The organism is Fodinibius sp. (assembly GCF_034521915.1).
Taxonomy (GTDB): Bacteria; Bacteroidota; Rhodothermia; order Balneolales; family Balneolaceae; genus Fodinibius.
In genome coordinates, this window is the sequence record NZ_JAXHLU010000004.1 from 510,869 (window position 1) to 530,190 (window position 19,322).

The 19,322-nt window shown below is 42.5% G+C and carries 14 protein-coding genes; 10 read left to right on the forward strand and 4 right to left on the reverse strand.

Annotation, left to right across the window (positions count from 1 at the left end; genetic code table 11):
• The first annotated feature begins 112 nt into the window (after positions 1–112).
• Entirely contained in the window at positions 113–1,582 is a 1,470-nt protein-coding gene (locus U5J89_RS04930; protein WP_322574495.1) for a glycine--tRNA ligase, read from the forward strand.
• An 81-nt stretch (positions 1,583–1,663) separates the two neighbouring features.
• On the opposite strand, the gene U5J89_RS04935 is transcribed toward U5J89_RS04930, so the two are convergent.
• Together U5J89_RS04935 and U5J89_RS04940 are read right to left on the reverse strand one after the other, a co-directional pair.
• Complete coding sequence (locus tag U5J89_RS04935; RefSeq protein WP_322574496.1) at positions 1,664–3,058, reverse strand: alpha/beta fold hydrolase; 1,395 nt, start codon at positions 3,056–3,058, stop codon at positions 1,664–1,666.
• A gap of 96 nt (positions 3,059–3,154) precedes the next feature.
• Positions 3,155–3,721 (reverse strand): superoxide dismutase family protein, encoded by a 567-nt coding sequence (locus U5J89_RS04940; RefSeq protein ID WP_322574497.1) that lies wholly within the window; start codon positions 3,719–3,721, stop codon positions 3,155–3,157.
• 222 nt (positions 3,722–3,943) lie between these two features.
• Between U5J89_RS04940 and U5J89_RS04945 the strand changes: the two genes are divergently transcribed.
• A complete protein-coding gene (locus tag U5J89_RS04945) occupies positions 3,944–4,372 on the forward strand; it encodes a VOC family protein (RefSeq protein WP_322574498.1) in 429 nt (142 codons plus the stop codon).
• Between the two features lie 209 nt (positions 4,373–4,581).
• Here the strand turns inward: U5J89_RS04945 and U5J89_RS04950 are convergent, their stop codons facing one another.
• Positions 4,582–6,546, reverse strand: a complete 1,965-nt coding sequence (locus tag U5J89_RS04950) for an ABC-F family ATP-binding cassette domain-containing protein (protein ID WP_322574499.1) — start codon at positions 6,544–6,546, stop codon at positions 4,582–4,584.
• Between the two features lie 148 nt (positions 6,547–6,694).
• Between U5J89_RS04950 and U5J89_RS04955 the strand changes: the two genes are divergently transcribed.
• The 4 genes from U5J89_RS04955 to U5J89_RS04970 all read left to right on the forward strand — a co-directional run bounded on the left by U5J89_RS04955 (position 6,695) and on the right by U5J89_RS04970 (position 10,307).
• Positions 6,695–7,777 carry a hemolysin family protein gene (locus U5J89_RS04955; RefSeq protein ID WP_322574500.1) on the forward strand — a complete coding sequence of 361 codons (1,083 nt, stop codon included), beginning with the start codon at positions 6,695–6,697 and terminating at the stop codon, positions 7,775–7,777.
• A 290-nt stretch (positions 7,778–8,067) separates the two neighbouring features.
• On the forward strand, positions 8,068–8,628 hold the full coding sequence (locus U5J89_RS04960) for an RNA polymerase sigma-70 factor (protein WP_322574501.1): 561 nt from the start codon (positions 8,068–8,070) through the stop codon (positions 8,626–8,628).
• A gap of 164 nt (positions 8,629–8,792) precedes the next feature.
• On the forward strand, positions 8,793–9,851 hold the full coding sequence (locus tag U5J89_RS04965) for a FecR domain-containing protein (RefSeq protein WP_322574502.1): 1,059 nt from the start codon (positions 8,793–8,795) through the stop codon (positions 9,849–9,851).
• A 111-nt stretch (positions 9,852–9,962) separates the two neighbouring features.
• Entirely contained in the window at positions 9,963–10,307 is a 345-nt protein-coding gene (locus U5J89_RS04970) for a hypothetical protein (protein ID WP_322574503.1), read from the forward strand.
• Here the strand turns inward: U5J89_RS04970 and U5J89_RS04975 are convergent.
• Positions 10,279–12,273 carry an ABC-F family ATP-binding cassette domain-containing protein gene (locus U5J89_RS04975; RefSeq protein ID WP_322574504.1) on the reverse strand — a complete coding sequence of 665 codons (1,995 nt, stop codon included), beginning with the start codon at positions 12,271–12,273 and terminating at the stop codon, positions 10,279–10,281. The two genes, U5J89_RS04970 and U5J89_RS04975, sit on opposite strands and share 29 nt — an antisense overlap.
• A gap of 106 nt (positions 12,274–12,379) precedes the next feature.
• Between U5J89_RS04975 and U5J89_RS04980 the strand changes: the two genes are divergently transcribed.
• From U5J89_RS04980 to U5J89_RS04995, 4 genes are all read left to right on the forward strand, one after another.
• Positions 12,380–13,462 carry a hemolysin family protein gene (locus U5J89_RS04980; RefSeq protein WP_322574505.1) on the forward strand — a complete coding sequence of 361 codons (1,083 nt, stop codon included), beginning with the start codon at positions 12,380–12,382 and terminating at the stop codon, positions 13,460–13,462.
• A gap of 480 nt (positions 13,463–13,942) precedes the next feature.
• Entirely contained in the window at positions 13,943–14,503 is a 561-nt protein-coding gene (locus U5J89_RS04985) for an RNA polymerase sigma-70 factor (protein ID WP_322574506.1), read from the forward strand.
• A gap of 164 nt (positions 14,504–14,667) precedes the next feature.
• Complete coding sequence (locus tag U5J89_RS04990; protein WP_322574507.1) at positions 14,668–15,726, forward strand: FecR domain-containing protein; 1,059 nt, start codon at positions 14,668–14,670, stop codon at positions 15,724–15,726.
• A 110-nt stretch (positions 15,727–15,836) separates the two neighbouring features.
• Positions 15,837–19,307 carry a SusC/RagA family TonB-linked outer membrane protein gene (locus U5J89_RS04995; RefSeq protein WP_322574508.1) on the forward strand — a complete coding sequence of 1,157 codons (3,471 nt, stop codon included), beginning with the start codon at positions 15,837–15,839 and terminating at the stop codon, positions 19,305–19,307.
• Positions 19,308–19,322 lie beyond the last annotated feature (15 nt).

A 19,322-nucleotide genomic window follows, 5' to 3' on the forward strand; every position in this document is an offset into this window, starting at 1 on the left:
TCTTACAAAAGCCTCTAAAATACGGATAAAAGGATAATTAATTAAAGCAGTAATTTTTTCTATCTTTGGGCATCTTAAAAATCATTATTGAATCTAAATTCTTAGCACGTACATGTCAGTTACCGAACTCGATAGCTTAGATACGCTTGTGTCGTTGGCGAAGTCCCGCGCCTTTATTTATCAATCCTCAGAAATTTATGGCGGACTCGGAGCCGTTTACGATTATGGTCCGTTGGGTACAGAACTCAAACGAAACATTCGCGATTTCTGGTGGAAAGAAATGACCCAGCGTCACGATAATATTGTTGGGCTCGATTCAGCCATTTTTATGCATCCCAAAGTGTGGGAGGCCAGCGGTCACCTGGAGGGTTTTAACGACCCCATGATTGATGACAAGCAGTCGAATAAACGCTATCGGGCAGATATGCTGATCGAAAATCATATTGCGAAATTGCGCAGTGACGGCAAGGCCGATAAGGCGGATGAACTGCAGGAACTTTTGGATACCGCCGGTTCGCGAAAAGGCGTGTGTGAGGATCTATATGAAATTATTATGGATGAGGAGATCCGGGCTCCTGAATCCGGCGCGTTTGAGTGGACTGAAGTGCGCCAGTTTAATCTGATGTTCAAAACACAGTTTGGTGCTACTTCTTCTGGTAAGGATGATGATGCAGTCTATCTTCGTCCGGAAACAGCGCAGGGCATTTTTGTGAATTTTAAGAACGTAATGGATACCGCTCGTCAGCAGGTACCGTTTGGTATTGCCCAGATTGGAAAGGCCTTTCGTAATGAGGTGGTTGCCCGGCAGTTTGTGTTCCGCATGCGGGAGTTTGAACAGATGGAGATGCAGTATTTTGTTGAGCCGGGAACTGATGAGGAGAGTTATGATCACTGGCTCAACAAACGGCTGGACTGGCACAGGAAATTGGGTATTCGTGAAAGCAAGCTACGTACTCATCCGCATCCCGAGGATAAGCTGGCACACTATGCTGAACAAGCCGCTGATATTCAGTACGAATATCCTATCGGCTGGCAAGAGGTTGAGGGTGTACATAACCGCACTGATTTTGATTTGAGTCAGCATATGGAACATTCCGGCAAAAAGCTGGAGTATTACGACCAGCAGAAGCAGGAAAAATATGTCCCCTATGTAATTGAGACTTCTATTGGATTGGATCGCACGGTGATGATGGTATTGTGCGATGCGTATCGAGAGGAGGAAGTAGATGGTGATACTCGAACGGTGCTAAAGATGAATCCACAGCTGGCACCAACAAAAGTGGGCATCTTTCCGCTGATCAAAAAAGATAAACTGCAGGATCTGGCGCATAAAATTACCGATGATCTGCGCGAAGATTATAACGTGTTGTATGATGAGTCCGGATCTATTGGTAAGCGTTATCGTCGGCAGGATGAAGCGGGTACGCCGTTTTGTGTGACGGTTGATTTTGACGGCGTGGAATCAGAAGGCGAAGATACGGTTACAATACGCTATCGTGATGATATGACGCAGGATCGCGTGCCGGTAAGTCGACTGAAAGAAGTGATTGATGAAAAGATGAAAAGCTGGAAGTCGGAGTAGGTTCTGGAAACTAGAAGTTTGAACTTGGATTTCAGAAGCCTGTTAGGCTTAGGAAGTTTTACAGGCTTTTATTTATAGATCTTATTTTTTGATCCATTTTGAGATTGACTGAATTAATCCGTCCACAAATTCAGGTTCTAAAGTAGCATATTCATTGACTGATCCCGTTTTTGCGTTTTGGAAAAGATGATTGGCTTCAGGAAAGACTTTCATATCATACGTGGTTTCGGCTGAGTCTAAAGCTGATGTTATGGGTGGTCGATTCATCTGCTCAGTAACTTGCATATCTTTACCACCAAATAGCACTAACACGGGTATATTGAGCTTTATTAAGTCGGTAGTAGGGTTATAGCGGAGGAAGGATTTCAATTGTGGAGACTGGTAAGCATTTAATAGCCGATGAGCCTGTCGATTAGCTAAGGTTTCAGCCTGGGAGGAATCCAAGCCAATCGATAACTGTAATTTCTTAAATTTGTTGGTGTAGTTCTTTCTGGCTTCTTCCATATTTTGATCCTTTAAGACGGCTTCCATGAGTTTTTCGCGTGCGTCAATTTCTTCTGTGATTAGGCTGCTATCGATATTGGCCCGAGAAAATGCCTGCCTTGCCTGAAATCGAAGTATTTCTTGCATCGTACGACCTGTTGAAGCTAACAGGATAAGTTTGTCGACACTGCTATTTTCTGCTGCCACTTTACCGGCAACAATTCCGCCCTGGCTGTGTCCAAGTAAAATAATTTCAGAGAAAGATTTGGTATTATCTCGTCTAAAATAATTGATGATTGTTTTTACATCTGTCGCATGCATATTGAGCGAAGTTTCGGAAAAATTACCACCCGACTGACCAATACCGCGATCATCATACCGAAAAGTAGCTATTCCATTTGTAGTCAGAGAATCAGCCAATGACTGATAAGGTTTAAAATCAGTTATAGATAATTCTCCATCCCGATTTTGTGCACCACTGCCGGAAATTATGATAACCAGCTTATTGGTCTGTAGATCCATAGGCCAAGTAAGTGTTCCACCTATTTCAACAGAATCATTTTTGATGATAATATCTTCTTGATTATATGAGGGAGACGAAGTGCTTTTGCGAGTGGTAGTATTTGCAGAAAGTTTCTTGAAGAGTTCAAACGGAAACTGTTGTCCACTTTGATGGAAGGTGCCGGTAATGGTAGTGTCATTTTTTAAATGGCCGCGGAATTCAACGGTACTCATGCCGGCAAAAAAGGAAAAGTTTACTGAGTCACTTCGGGTTATGGTGATATCCTCGAGGCGAATATCCTGGGCTCCTTGCTGAGGGATATCAATAGTGCCGCTTAGAGAATTATTTGCGCAGGAAAAGTCTGTAATTATCACCAATTTGGTTCCCTGCACATTAATGGATCCCTTCCAATGGCCTTGCAGCTCGTGTTGTGCTGTTGCAACTAAGGGAAGGGCAATAATAATATTAAGAATGGCGATAAGTGTTTTCATGACTGTGAAGCTATGTAAGTAATAATAAATGTCTTATATAAAAATGGAGTCCAACCTGTGAGGTGGACTCCATTTTAATTTAAGTTTTTTTTCTTATCAGGCATCGGCATTCGCTACCCCGATAACACCGCATCCCATTCGAGGACCGGCAGCTCCTGAAGGTTGTGATTCAAAATCATCTTCGCCACCGTGAATTACAATTCCTCGTCCGATAATGCTGTTAGGACCGTTTAATTTAATTTTTGGATCAACATAGTTGATGCTGGCCGAGTCACCCTCTGCGACTAAAAGGTTACCCATATCTCCCATGTGACGGTTGTCTTGTGTAGGCGATCCATGATCATTTTCCGTAGGATTGTAGTGGCCACCCGCAGAAGTACCATCGCCGGCTGAACAATCTCCGTATTCATGAATATGAAACCCGTGCTTGCCTTCGCTCAACCCTTCAAACTCACCTTGGACACGTACGCTATCTCCTTCTTGTTGGAAAGTTACGGTTCCTGTGACGTTTCCATTATCGGTGGGATGAACAACTGCCACGGCTTTGGTGAAGTCAGTTGCCGGCTCTGTAGTTTTTTCTTCTTGCTCCATCTTCTGTTGGGCACATCCCACAGCGAAAAAGAGTAGTACAAATGACAGAAAATACTTTTTAAATAATTGCATGAGTGAATATAATTTTTGGTTTTTATTAATGTTTCAATCCTAATTCTTTAACAAGAGCTAATGTATTGTCATTCAATGTAAGTTAAAAATCGGCATCGGGTTCTATGGATAATTATTATCATCTAAGAGATTTACCATGAATGCATGAGTGCATATTGATTTATATCTTATCATCTATAATTAAGAATTAAGAAATTAAAAACCTTCAAATTGTTAGTAATTATGGCAGAAAAAACAACACCGCTTTTTCACTTGGCATTTCCGGTTTCAGATCTCGAAGAAACCCTTACGTTTTATCGGGATGTCCTCGGCTGTGATACCGGCCGCAGTTCAGATCACTGGATCGATTTTGATTTCTGGGGGCACCAGGTTGTTGCGCATTTAAGTCCTGAAGAGGCAGGTAAATCAAGTATGAACGATGTGGACGGCCACGCCGTACCGGCCAAGCACTTTGGGTTGATATTGGAATGGGAACAGTGGGAAGAGCTTGCCGAAAGATTGGAAAATGAGGGGGTAGATTTCATTATCGAGCCATATGTTCGTTTTGAAGGGAAACCAGGCGAACAGGCTACGATGTTTTTTAAGGATCCCAGTGGCAATGCCCTTGAATTCAAGGCCTTTCGAAATAAAGAACAGATTTTCGCTACGTAAGAATAGTCTTGAGTAGTGAGATGGGAGTATTGAGATGGAATTATTATTTATATCGCCTGAAGATAAATCATCAGGCTAAATGCATCTGAGCTTGTTTAAGTTAGTTTTTTCAGTCCAGATAGGTATTATCGCGACAAATTCTAATCTTAATCTATAACCCATGATAAGGTTAAGGTAAAATCTCACTACTTACTACTCAATATTCATAACTAACTACCAAATTCTTCCTCAATTTCGCTCATTTTCATAGCCAGCTCTTCCCATTCGGCATAGATTTCGACTAGTTTACCCTTGAGCTTTTCGTACTCCATGGATATTTCCTTGACCTGATCTTCATCTTCGTAAAAGTCGGGTTCAGCCATCAGATCCTCAATTTCTTCCTTGCGTTCTTCGAGCTCTTCAATCTCTTCTTCCAGCGGATCAATCTTTCTTTTCAGTGGCTTAAGCTTGTCATGCTTTTTCTGTCGCTTTTGGGCGGCCAGTCGCCTTTCTTCTTTTCTGGATAATCCGTTATTGGAAGTGTCTGATCTGCTATCCTGTTGATTTACAGCTTTATTTGTCTCTTCCCGTTCTTCCACTTTATCAAGATAGTAAGAGACATTGCCGTGAAAAGTATTAGTTTTATTGGGACGCACTTCCAGCACTTTGTCAACAATAGGATCAAGGAAGTCGCGGTCGTGACTGACAATCATGTACGTACCTTCGTACTGATCGAGGGCCTGCTGCAGAATATCTTTGGATTGCATATCCAGGTGATTGGTGGGCTCATCAAAAATCAGGAAATTGGCCGGTTGTACCAGCATACGTGCCAGGGCAAGACGACTTTTTTCTCCGCCCGATAGTACCGATACTTTTTTAAATACATCATCGCCCTGGAAAAGGAAACATCCTAAAATAGTACGCAGCCGCGTTTCATCGGTTTTGGGTGCGGCTTCCCGCATGATTTCAAATACCGTTTTGTTGCGATCCAGTTCATCAGCTTGGTGTTGGGCAAAATAGGAGGTCGTCACGTTATGGCCCGGCTCGCGTTCACCCTCATCAAAATCTTCAAGTCCGGCAAGCATACGAATCATCGTCGATTTCCCCGCACCATTGGGACCCACAACCGCAATTTTATCACCGCGATCGATAGAGTAAGAGAGGTCTTCAAAAACGACGTTGTCATCATATTGCTTGCGGATATTTTTGAGCTTCATCACCACCGCACCGCTGCGTTCAGGGGGAGGGAATTCAAAGTATATTTCCTCTTCGCGCTCGTCGAGCTCAATTTTATCCATTTTCTCCAGCTGTTTGATACGGCTCTGCACCTGGGCGGCCTTGCTGGCGTTATAGCGAAACTTGTCGATAAATTCCTGGATCTCCTTGATTTCCTGCTGCTGATTCTCATAGGCTTTGCGCAGGTGTTCTTTTCGCTCGGCATGCTTTTCCTCGTAATAATCGTAATTGCCGGCATAGTCGTGTAGGTCACCCCGTTCCAGGGCCAGTGTGCGTGTGGTAATTTTATTCAGGAACGCCTTGTCGTGCGAGACAATAATGACTGCGCCCTCGTATCCATTCAAAAACTGTTCGATCCAGCGCAGCGATTCAATATCCAAGTGGTTTGTAGGCTCATCCAATAACAGGTACATGGGACGCTGAAGCAGGAGTTTACCGAGCGCAATACGCATCAGCCAGCCCCCACTGAATTCAGTTGTTGAGCGCTGAAAATCATCCGGCGTAAATCCAAGCCCCATCAGAACTTTTTCAATATTTGATTCTAGCGCGTAAGCACCGGATTGTTCAATACGATTTTGAAGCCGTCCCACTTCTTCCATCGTAGAACGGTATTCTGGAGTTCCTTCTTCAAGAGCTGCTAATTCTTCACGCGCTTTCTGTACTTTGTGCTCTAATTTTTGAATATCGGCAAAAGCACTTTCCATCTCTTCATAGACGGTGAGATCCGGATCCGGATCTACGCCATCCTGCGGCAGATAGCCAACGGTAGCTGCTTTAGACATCGCTATATTCCCACCATTGGGTTCAATTTCTCCGGCAATAATTTTGAGTAGCGTGGATTTGCCGGCACCATTCGGACCTACGAGTCCGACCCGTTCACCCGGATTAATGATGGTGCTGATACCGTCGAGTAGCGTTTCGTCGCCGAATGATAGCGATATGTTTTCGAGTTGAAGCAAGAATATAAGTTCTTTAAAATTGGCACTTAATATAACCAACACAGTGCTTTGGCTAAACGTTAATTTCAGATAAATTGGAGAGGCACTTCAAAGGCAAAATTAGCTAATCAGGTTTTTTAATCAGGTGTAATACTACTATTTTTGACCTATGTATTTACTGATATTTTATTTGGCACTTGCTATTGGAGTATCGTTTATGTGTTCTATTCTGGAGGCGGTGCTGCTTTCAGTGAGCCATTCCTATATTGCTATCATGGAACGAAAAGGGGCAAAGACAGGTAAGTTGCTCCATAAATATAAGGAGGATGTAGACCGACCTCTTTCAGCGATTTTGAGCTTAAATACTATCGCCCATACCGTTGGTGCTGCCGGAGTGGGTGCCCAGGCGCAAATTGTTTTTGGGGATGCGTATGTAGCGATTACATCGGCTGTGCTTACCTTTCTGATCCTGGTAATTTCCGAAATTATCCCTAAAACTATTGGAGCAACTTATTGGAGGAAACTGGCTCCTATATCTGCTAAGACCCTTCGCGTGCTAATGTTTCTGATGTATCCACTGGTAGTAATGTCGCAGGCTATTACAAGATGGCTTGCACAGGATGAAAAAATTCCCAGCTTTAGTCGTGAGGAATTTGGAGCGCTGGCCGATCGTGGGGTGGAAGAAGGTATTTTTGAAGAGGAAGAATCACGCATATTTAAGAATTTGATTCGCTTTAATTCACTTCGGGTCAAGGATATTATGACCCCCCGTACAGTGGTAGTTGGTTTTGATGAAACGTTGAAAGTGAGTGAAGTCAGTGAAAATGTTGAACGGCTTCATTTTTCGCGGCTTCCTGTTTATGGCGACGGTCGTGATGAGGTAACCGGCTATGTGCTTAAAAATGATTTATTGCTGATGTTGGCTCGCGGTGAAACGGATAAGGAGTTGAAGGAATTTAAGCGCGATATTCTTATCGTACCTGAGATGATGCCGCTGCAGGATTTCTTTGAACAGCTGATGAAAAAGCAGGAACATATCGCCATCGTAGTTGATGAGTACGGTGGTTTTGCCGGTGTTGTAACAATGGAAGACCTTGTGGAAACACTTCTGGGGATGGAGATTATAGACGAAGTGGATACTATTGAAGATATGCAGAAGATGGCACGTAAAAAATGGATGGAGCGTGCTAAAAGACTGGGTATCGTTCCTGAAGATACCGAAGAGGCCTCCTCTTTGGATTCAACCTCGTAACAGATCTTAAGCCTAGCTCTTCGCTTATTGGTTTGAATTGTTAATAATCATAGTACTGGATAGGAAATATCGTCAGCAGGGATCGTTCTATTCTATTTTCAATTCGACTTACATTTTTTTACTGTTTTAGGTTCGCCATTTGTACATTTATTTATGAGGTTTGAATGAAGGAAATATTTATAATTATAAACTACCGGCCTGCTCGTAACTTTATTTACAACTCATAATTTGTTTTTTTAGGGGAATATTAATTTAGGTCTACTTATTACCGTATTGGCATTTGCTAACATATGAATATTGCAAAAGAAATAAGAGATAAGTCTGGCAATAATTTGGTGGAAAGGATTCGCCAGGGCGATGAGCAGGCTTTCGAAAAGCTCTTTTGCGAATACTATTATGATTTGTGTTCCTTTGCTTACCAGTTTACAAGCTGTGAGGAGCGAGCTAAAGATCTTGTGCAAGATGTGTTTGTAAAAATCTGGAATCGCCGCGAAAAGTGGAAGGTTCACCGCTCTGTTAAAGCCTATCTTTTAAAAGCGGTTCGTAATACTGCAATTAATCATATTAATGAAAGAGGGCATCGCAGCGAAGTGCGCGAGAACTTTTCAAGAGAGATGCTGCAAGATATAAAGCCATCGGTTGATCTGGGACTTGATAAAAAGGATGAATTGGTTGATCAAATATGGGAAGCTGTTGTGGCAATGCCCAAACGCCGCCGCAGGGTATTTATCCTTTATCACCGGCATGGTCTTAGTTATGACGAAATTTCTGGAGTTTTGGATATTAGCCGCAAGACTGTTGAAAATCACATGGGGTTGGCTCTTAAAGATATTCGCGCACAAATTGGGTGAGTTAGTACCTTCAACAGGTTGATTTTTTGCAGTACGAATCCTTCTAAAAACCCTTTCATATTCTTTAAACGAAGTTTTTGGCCATCTTATATTAAAATTGGGGGGAATGCTTGTTACAACTGTCTTATAAGTGAAGAAAAGATCGATTATTTAAAGGCATTGTGATGGAGCTAAATGGAAAAGAATATCAATTGATTGCCAGCTACTTGGCGGGCGAATGCACCGATCAGGAAAGAAGGAAGGTTGAGCAATGGATTGACCAGAGTCATGAAAATAAGAAACGGTTTCAGGAATTACGTCGCATCTGGCAGCTTTCCGGTGAGGCTGTTTCATCTCAGGATATGGAGTGGAATCTGGATCAAGAATGGAATCGGCTGGGCAAGCAAATAAATAATCAGAAGGCTCCGTCAAGCAGTAAGAACTCCGAAGAAAAGCGCTATTGGTCTTTTCGTAGTTCATCCATTCATTCCGGAACTCAGAAATTTATTCGAATAGCCGCAGTTTTTTTAGTTGCAGGACTTTTCGGAATGCTATCGTATCAGAGCTGGGAACAACCCCAACAAAAAGAACCGGTACTGCGACAAATTAGTACTGATAATGGACAAAGAGCGAATCTTACGTTGGCCGATGGTACTGAAGTTATGCTCAATGCTGATAGTGAACTTAAGCTTCCCCAAAAATTCGCCTCTGATGTTCGGGAAGTCCATCTGGATGGTGAGGCCTATTTTAAAGTGTCAGAGAATGAGCAAAAACCGTTTGTAGTTCACTCTAACGGATCAATAGTTCGGGTTCTGGGTACGGCTTTCTCTGTACGAGCATATCCCGAGGAACAACAGGTGCAAGTTGTTGTTGAAGAAGGACGGGTTTCGTTTGGACAGGAAAAAGAGGCAGAGGATCAAAGAGCGATTTTAAACCGTAACGAGTTGGGAACTTTTGACATTTCAACAAGTACCGTAGCCACTCAAAAAGTGGAAGATATTGAATTATATATGAGCTGGCGGGAAGGGTATTTAAAATTTGAGGAAACGAAAATGAGTGATGTGGCTAAAGCTTTGGAGCGACGATATGATGTAAAAATCTTTTTCGAAAATTCGGCTTTAAAAGAGCTAGAGCTTACGTCCTATTTAAAGAGTCGATCGCTTCGCAATGTGCTGGATGTAATTACGACATCTTTGGAGATTGAATATCAATTAGATGAGAATAAAGTCACTTTTATGAAATAATTGAGTGAGATATAAAAATGATGTTTTGTAATCGGTTTCACTAAAACAGAAAACTTGATAACTCAAACGCGATAGTTTTTTAATAAAAAAATCAATCCAAACGGAGGTTCTATGAAAGAATCGTTATTGCATATTTTGTCAAAGTCGGTGCTCTGGTGCCTGGCGGTATTATTGGTTTCGCCAGTAAGTCAGGCATATACGACCGATGCTCAGGGACAGTATCTTACGTCTGCTGCAAATGAGTCCATTACCAAGTCCTTTTACTCGGTTAGCAAGTATTCCGACAGCATTCCGGAATTACAGAGTATCATTTCAGTTGATGTAGAGAACGCACCGATGCGAGAAGTGTTGGAAAATATCGTATCCCGTGCGGATTTGGGAATAGCTTATAATGCCGAAATGCTTTCGTTAGGACAGCCGATAACCGTTAGCATGAAAAACGGCTCATCTTCATAGCCAGCTCTTCCCATTCGGCATACACCTCAACGAGTTTGCCTTTGAGCTTTTCGTACTCCATGGATATTTCCTTGACCTGCTCTTCATCTTCGTAAAAGTCGGGTTCAGCCATCAGATCCTCAATTTCTTCCTTGCGTTCTTCGAGCTCTTCAATCTCTTCTTCCAGCGGATCGATTTTCCTTTTAAGTGGCTTCAGCTTGTCATGCTTTTGCTGCCGCTTTTGGGCGGCCAGTCGCCTTTCTTCTTTTCTGGATAATCCGTTATTGGAAGTGTCTGATCTGCTATCCTGTTGATTTACAGCTTTATTTGTCTCTTCCCGTTCTTCCACTTTATCCAGATAGTAAGAGACATTGCCGTGAAAAGTATTAGTTTTATTGGGACGCACTTCCAGCACTTTGTCAACAATAGGATCAAGGAAGTCGCGGTCGTGACTGACAATCATGTAAGTGCCTTCGTACTGGTCGAGCGCCTGCTGAAGAATATCTTTGGATTGCATATCCAGGTGATTGGTGGGCTCATCAAAAATCAGGAAATTGGCCGGTTGTACCAGCATACGTGCCAGGGCAAGACGACTTTTTTCTCCGCCCGATAGTACCGATACTTTTTTAAATACATCATCGCCCTGGAAAAGGAAACATCCCAAAATAGTACGCAGCCGCGTTTCATCGGTTTTGGGGGCCGCTTCCCGCATGATTTCAAATACCGTTTTGTTGCGATCCAGTTCATCAGCTTGGTGCTGGGCAAAATAAGAGGTCGTCACATTATGGCCGGGCTCGCGTTCACCCTCATCAAAATCTTCAAGTCCGGCAAGCATACGAATCATCGTCGATTTCCCCGCACCATTGGGACCCACAACCGCAATTTTATCACCGCGATCGATAGAGTAAGAGAGGTCTTCAAAAACGACATTGTCATCATATTGCTTGCGGATATTTTTGAGCTTCATCACCACCGCACCGCTGCGTTCAGGGGGAGGGAATTCAAAGTATATTTCCTCTTCGCGCTCGTCGAGCTCAATTTTATCCATTTTCTCCAGCTGCTTGATACGGCTCTGCACCTGGGCGGCCTTGCTGGCGTTATAGCGAAACTTATCGATAAATTCCTGGATCTCCTTGATTTCCTGCTGCTGATTCTCATAGGCTTTGCGCAGGTGTTCTTTTCGCTCGGCATGCTTTTCCTCGTAATAATCGTAATTACCGGCATAATCGTGCAGGTCACCCCGTTCCAGGGCTAGTGTGCGTGTGGTAATTTTATTCAGGAACGCCTTGTCGTGCGAGACAATAATGACTGCGCCCTCGTAGCCATTCAAAAACTGTTCGATCCAGCGCAGCGATTCAATATCCAAGTGGTTTGTAGGCTCATCCAATAACAGGTACATGGGACGCTGAAGCAGGAGTTTGCCGAGCGCAATACGCATCAGCCAGCCGCCACTGAATTCAGTTGTTGGGCGCTGAAAATCATCCGGCGTAAACCCAAGCCCCATCAGAACTTTCTCAATATTTGATTCCAGCGCATAAGCTCCGGATTGTTCAATACGATTTTGGAGCCGTCCAACTTCTTCCATCGTAGAACGATATTCGGGAGTTCCTTCTTCAAAAGCGGCTAATTCTTCACGCGCTTTCTGTACTTTGTGCTCTAATTTTTGAATATCGGCAAAAGCACTTTCCATCTCTTCATAGACGGTCAGATCCGGATCTGGATCTACGCCATCTTGCGGCAGATAGCCAACGGTAGCTGCTTTAGACATCGTTATATTCCCACCATTGGGTTCAATTTCTCCGGCAATAATTTTGAGTAGCGTGGATTTGCCGGCACCATTCGGACCTACGAGTCCGACCCGTTCACCCGGATTAATGATGGTGCTAATACCGTCGAGTAGCGTTTCGTCGCCAAATGATAGCGATATGTTTTCGAGTTGTAGCAAGAATATAAGTTCTTTAAAATTGGCACTTAATATAACCAACACAGTGCTTTGGCTAAACGTTAATTTCAGATAAATTGAAGAGGCACTTCAAAGGCAAAATTAGCTAATCAGGTTTTTTAATCAGGTGTAATACTACTATTTTTGACCTATGTATTTACTGATATTTTATTTGGCGCTTGCTATTGGAGTATCGTTTATGTGTTCTATTCTGGAGGCGGTGCTGCTTTCAGTGAGCCATTCCTATATTGCTATCATGGAACGAAAAGGGGCAAAGACAGGTAAGTTGCTGCATAAATATAAGGAGGATGTAGACCGACCTCTTTCAGCGATTTTGAGCTTAAATACTATCGCTCATACCGTTGGTGCTGCCGGAGTGGGTGCCCAGGCGCAAATTGTTTTTGGGGATGCGTATGTAGCGATTACATCGGCTGTGCTTACCTTTCTGATCCTGGTACTTTCCGAAATTATCCCTAAAACTATTGGAGCAACTTATTGGAGGAAACTGGCTCCTATATCTGCTAAGACCCTTCGCGTGCTAATGTTTCTGATGTATCCACTGGTAGTAATGTCGCAGGCTATTACAAGATGGCTTGCACAGGATGAAAAAATTCCCAGCTTTAGTCGTGAGGAATTCGGAGCGCTGGCCGATCGTGGGGTGGAAGAAGGTATTTTTGAAGAGGAAGAATCACGCATATTTAAGAATTTGATTCGCTTTAATTCACTTCGGGTCAAGGATATTATGACCCCCCGTACAGTGGTAGTTGGTTTTGATGAAACGTTGAAAGTGAGTGAAGTCAGTGAAAATGTAGAACGACTTCATTTCTCCCGGCTTCCTGTTTATGGCGACGGTCGTGATGAGGTAACCGGCTACGTGCTTAAAAATGATTTATTGCTGATGTTGGCTCGCGGTGAAACGGATAAGGAGTTGAAGGAATTTAAGCGTGATATTCTTATTGTACCTGAGATGATGCCGCTGCAGGATTTCTTTGAACAGCTGATGAAAAAGCAGGAACATATCGCCATCGTTGTTGATGAGTACGGGGGTTTTGCCGGTGTTGTAACAATGGAAGATCTTGTGGAAACCCTTCTGGGGATGGAGATTATAGACGAAGTGGATACTATTGAAGATATGCAGAAGATGGCACGTAAAAAATGGATGGAGCGTGCTAAAAGACTGGGTATCGTTCCTGAAGATACCGAAGAGGCCTCCTCTTTGGATTCAACCTCGTAACAGATCTTAAGCCTAGCTCTTCGCTTATTGGTTTGAATTGTTAATAATCATCGCACTGGATAGGAAATAGCGCCAGCATGGATCGTTCTATTCTATTTTTAATACGACTTACATTTTTTTACTGTTTTAGGTTCGCCATTTGTACATTTATTTATGAGGTTTGAATGAATGAAATATTTAATCGGGATTTCAAGAAAAGAGTTTTTCATAGATTGTATCCTTAGAAGGATAGCCAAAATATTAATCCTCAGGTGTAATAAGGCAAGGGAAGGAAAAAATGCTGTATGCCAACTAATCTCTTCAGGATTTAAGTATAAAATGGGATGAATGTAAATGAGGTATTTAATAGGATCTTTTTGATTCAATATTTATAATTATAAACTACCGGCCTGTTTGTAATTTTATTCCCCACTCATAATTCGTTTTTTAGGGGAATATTAGTTCAGGCATTCTGTTTACTATATCGGCATTCGCTAGCATATGAATATCGCAGAAGAAATAAGGGATAAATCTGGCAATAATCTGGTGGAAAGGATTCGCCAGGGCGACGAGCAGGCTTTCGAAAAGCTCTTTTGCGAATACTATTATGATTTGTGTTCCTTTGCTTACCAGTTTACAAGCTGTGAGGAGCGAGCTAAAGATCTTGTGCAAGATGTGTTTGTAAAAATCTGGAATCGCCGCGAAAAGTGGAAGGTTCACCGCTCTGTTAAAGCCTATCTTTTAAAAGCGGTTCGTAATACTGCAATTAATCATATTAATGAAAGAGGGCATCGCAGCGAAGTGCGCGAGAACTTTTCAAGAGAGATGCTGCAAGATATAAAGCCATCGGTTGATCTGGGAGTTGATAAAAAGGATGAATTGGTTGATCAAATATGGGAAGCTGTTGTGGCAATGCCCAAACGCCGCCGCAGGGTATTTATCCTTTATCACCGGCATGGTCTTAGTTATGACGAAATTTCTGGAGTTTTGGATATTAGCCGCAAGACTGTTGAAAATCACATGGGGTTGGCTCTTAAAGATATTCGCGCACAAATTGGGTGAGTTAGTACCTTCAACAGGTTTATTTTTTGCAGTACGAATCCTTCTAAAAACCCTTTCATATTCTTTAAACGAAGTTTTTGGCCATCTTATATTAAAATTGGGGGGAATGCTTGTTACAACTGTCTTATAGATGAAGAAAAGATCGATTATTTAAAGTCAGTTTGATGGAGTTAAATAGAAAAGAATACAAATTGATTGCCAGCTACTTGGCAGGGGAATGTACCGATCAGGAACGAATAAAGGTTGAGCAATGGATTGACCAGAGTCATGAAAATAAGAAACGGTTTCAGGAATTACGTCGCATCTGGCAGCTTTCCGGTGAGGCCGTTTCATCTCAGGATATGGAGTGGAATCTGGATCAAGAATGGAATCGGCTGGACAAGCAAATAAATAATCAGAAGGCTCCGTCAAGCAATAAGAACTCCGAAGAAAAGCGCTATTGGTCTTTTCGTAGTTCATCCATTCATTCTGGAACTCAGAAATTTATTCGAATAGCCGCAGTTTTTTTAGTTGCAGGGCTTTTCGGAGTGCTATCGTACCAGAGCTGGGAACAACCCAAACAAAAAGAACCGGTACTGCGACAAATTAGCACTGATAATGGACAAAGAGCGAATCTTACGCTGGCCGATGGTACTGAAGTTAAGCTCAATGCTGATAGTAAACTTAAGATTCCCCAAAAATTTGCCTCTGATGTTCGTGAAGTCCATCTGGATGGTGAGGCCTATTTTAAAGTGTCAGAGGATGAGCAAAAACCGTTTTTAGTTCACTCAAACGGGTCAGTGGTTCGGGTTCTGGGAACGGCTTTCTCAGTACGAGCATATCCCGAGGACCAACAGGTGCAAGTTGTAGTTGAAGAAGGACGGGTTTCGTTTGGACAGGAAAAAGAGGCTGAGGATCAAAGGGCGATTTTAAACCGTAATGAACTGGGAATCTTTGATCTTTCAACAAGTACCGTAGCCACTCAAAAGGTGGAAGATATTGAATTGTATATGAGCTGGAGAAATGGCTATTTAAAATTCGATAAGAACCGATTGAATGATGTAGCGAAGGCCTTGGAACGACGATATGATGTAGAAATCTTTTTCGAGGATCCGGCTTTAAAGGAGCTTCTGCTTACGGCCTATTTAAAGAGTCGATCGCTCCGCAATGTGCTGGATGTAATTACGGCATCTTTGGAGATTGAATATCAGTTAGATGAGAATAAAGTCACTTTTATGAAATAATTGAGTGGGATATAAAAATGATGTTTTGTAACCGGTTTCACTAAAACAGAAAACTTGATAACTCAAAAGCGATAGTTTTTTAATAAATAATCAATCCAAACGGAGGTTCTATGAAAGAATCGTTATTGCATATTATATCAAAGTCGGTGCTCTGGTGTCTGGCGGTATTATTGGTTTCGCCAGTAAGTCAGGCATATACGACCGATGCTCAGGGACAGTATCTTACGTCTGCTGCAAATGAGTCTAATACCAAGTCTTTTTACTCGGTTAATAAGTATTCCGACAGTATTCCGGAATTACAGAGTATAATTTCAGTTGACGTAGAGAACGCACCGATACGAGAAGTGCTGGAAAACATCGTATCACGAGCGAATTTGGGCATAGCTTATAATGCCGAAATGCTTTCGTTAGGGCAGCCAATAACCGTTAGCATGAAAAACGTGACTGTAGCTAACGCTTTACAAAAAGTACTTAACAATACTCCTTATGAGGCTGTTATCTCTAAAACGAGAGAAATTATATTACGGGAGCGTCCGGATCCTCCACCACTGGTAATACAGTTTGAGCAAGAAATTTCAGGTACGGTGACCGATGCTGAAACTGATGAACCTATGCCCGGAGTGAATGTGTATGTAAAGGGTACAACTATTGGTACATCTACTAACAAAAATGGAAGATATTCCCTGAATGTCCCCTCCGAATCAGATACGCTTGTCTTCTCTTTTGTAGGTTATGCCAATCAGGAAGTGCCGATCCGAGGGCGGACTACAGTTGATGTCGCTTTATCACCTGAGGCTCAAAAATTTGACGAAGTGGTTGTTACTTCCTTTGGTATTGAGCAAGAAAGAAAGTCACTGGGTTATTCTGTACAAGAGATTTCTGGTGATGAAATAGCGGAAAGCGGTGAATCAAACCTCATCGGTGCTTTACAGGGTAAACTTGCAGGTGTCAATATTCAAAATACGAGTGGTGCTGCAGGTGCAGGAATGGATATCACCATTCGAGGGATTTCATCACTAAGTCCCAGTGGGGACAATCAACCGCTGTTTGTGATAGATGGTGTACCGGTGAGTAATGAAACAACATATGGTAATGTATTACCCAGTGAAGGAACAAACTCTCCGGGTAGTGCAGAACAGTTTTCTTTTTCCAATCGTGGTGCAGATATCAATCCCGATGACATCAAAAATATATCAATCCTTAAGGGTCCATCGGCTACGGCACTTTATGGACAGAGGGCCGCAAATGGTGTTGTCGAAATAACTACCAAGAAAGGGCAATCGGGTCGCACACAAGTAAATTATAATGCCTCTATTGGAGTCAGTGAGGTAAATAAAGTGCCAGAAATCCAAGATGATTTTCAGCACGGCTATTATGGAGCTTTGCCGTATAGAGAGTTTTCATTCGAATTTTGGCAATATGGACCGCCTACAAATGAATCTTCTAAAATTTGGAATAACTATCGGCGATTCTTTCGAAGAGCAACGAATTACAGCAATTCCTTGAGCATTTCCGGCGGTAATGAAAATACTACTTACTTCAGCTCGGTTTCTAATGTTAATGAAGAGGGAATTGTTCCGAATACAACTTGGGATCGAACGACCTTCAAATTGACGGGGTCTCACAAAGTTTCAGATCGTTTTGATATTTCCGGATCAGTGAATTATTCAAACTCCGGAGGTGTGAGGCCAACCGGAGGCGATAAGTCCATCATGAGTTCACTGAGTTATTGGACTTCTTCAAACGATATAACCGATTATAAATTTCCGGATGGAGATCAGAAAAACTATTCTGGTTTTAGAAGTAATCCTAACTCAGGCTTCATTGATAATCCTACCTACTTCGCCCATAACAGTACACTTGAAGATGATGTGAATCGTGTACTGGGTAATTTAGGAGTTAGTTTTGATATCACGGATTGGTTAACGCTCGATTATAAATTTGGAGCCGATTACTACAATGATTCCCGTGAGCGCTTTGTTCCACCAAATTTGGATGTCGGTACTCAGGTTGATGGTTTTCTTGTTAAAGAACAAATAAACTATCGACAATTGAACTCCAACCTTTACTTGAGAGCTAACAGGAGTTTTACAGACAAGTTGAAAGGATCGTTGGTATTGGGTAATCAGGTAACGGATATTAATTCTGATCGCTTAAACACCCGCGGTGAAGGTTTGAATATCCCTGGTTTCCGTTCATTGGCGAACACTACTAACATTTTTACTAGTGAAAGTGGGTTCCAGAGACGGTTAGTAGGTGTCTTTGCTGATGCCAAGTTAGAATACGATGGCACGTACTTCCTAACCGTCACCGGAAGAAATGACTGGTCCTCAACATTGCCTGCTGATAATCGATCCTTTTTCTACCCCTCAGCAAGTCTTGGATATGTCTTTACGGAGGATTTGGGACTTTCTGATAGTGATATACTCCCTTTTGGGAAGCTGCGATTATCTTGGGCCAAGGTCGGGAAAGATGCCCCCGCTTACAGTGTAGGACAGTATTTCGAAGGAGCTTCGAACTTTCCATTTAGTGGAACCGGTGGATTTAGTAAAGATACCCAGGCCGGTGATCCGGATCTGAAACCTGAAATTACCACTTCAATTGAAGTAGGAACTGATCTTCGATTCTTCAACAATCGACTTCGATTAGATCTTACATACTTCAACCAGACAAGTAAAAATCAGATTGTGGCCTTCCCGGTTAGTAATCCCTCTGGTTTGTCAAGATTCACCACCAATGCGGGTGAAATTGAGAGTCGAGGAGTAGAGGTTCTATTAAATGGTACTCCTGTTGAACGAAGAGACTTCAGCTGGGATGTCTCAGTAAATTGGTCATCGGTTACCAGTGAAGTGACAGAAATGCCGGAAGGACTCGATGTTATTGAATTTGCTAACAGCGGTTTTGCCGGTGTTGTCAACCGTATCCAAGAGGGGGGAGAAATGGGAGATCTCTATGGATATAAGTTTGAATACAACGATAATGGTGAGTTGCTTATTGCAGACGACGGATTGCCGACAATTAACACGGATACTTTGGTTAAAGTCGGCAATGCATTGCCGGACTGGCAAGGTGGTATTACCAATACATTTAATTACAAGAATTTTACTGCATCGTTCCTTTTAGAGGTTCGATGGGGGGCTGATGCCTATGATTCCGGCCAGCGAAACAGTATCAGAAATGGTATTATTGAACTCACGAAATGGCGTAATGATGAAGTCATTTTCCAAGGCGTGAAGGACGATGGTTCAGTGAATCAAACACCTGTGAGACTGGGACAAGGATTTTACCGAAGTTCTACGCGCTTCAACAGGGCTTCAGAAGTACTTGTTCAGGATGCTTCTTGGATTCGGCTGCGAAGGGCTCGTATTTCCTATAACTTGCCATCCGAGATACTGGAAACCTTGCCGATTACATCTGCATCATTTAGTGTGACGGGGAGGAACCTATTTTTGAATACGCCATTCAGAGGTTTCGATCCTGAAGGACAACAATACGCTGCTGGTTCAAACACTTATGGATTTACGGGTTTGAATATACCACCTACACGCAGTCTTTCCTTCAGCATGAATCTTAAGTTTTAAATTAAGTGAGAATAT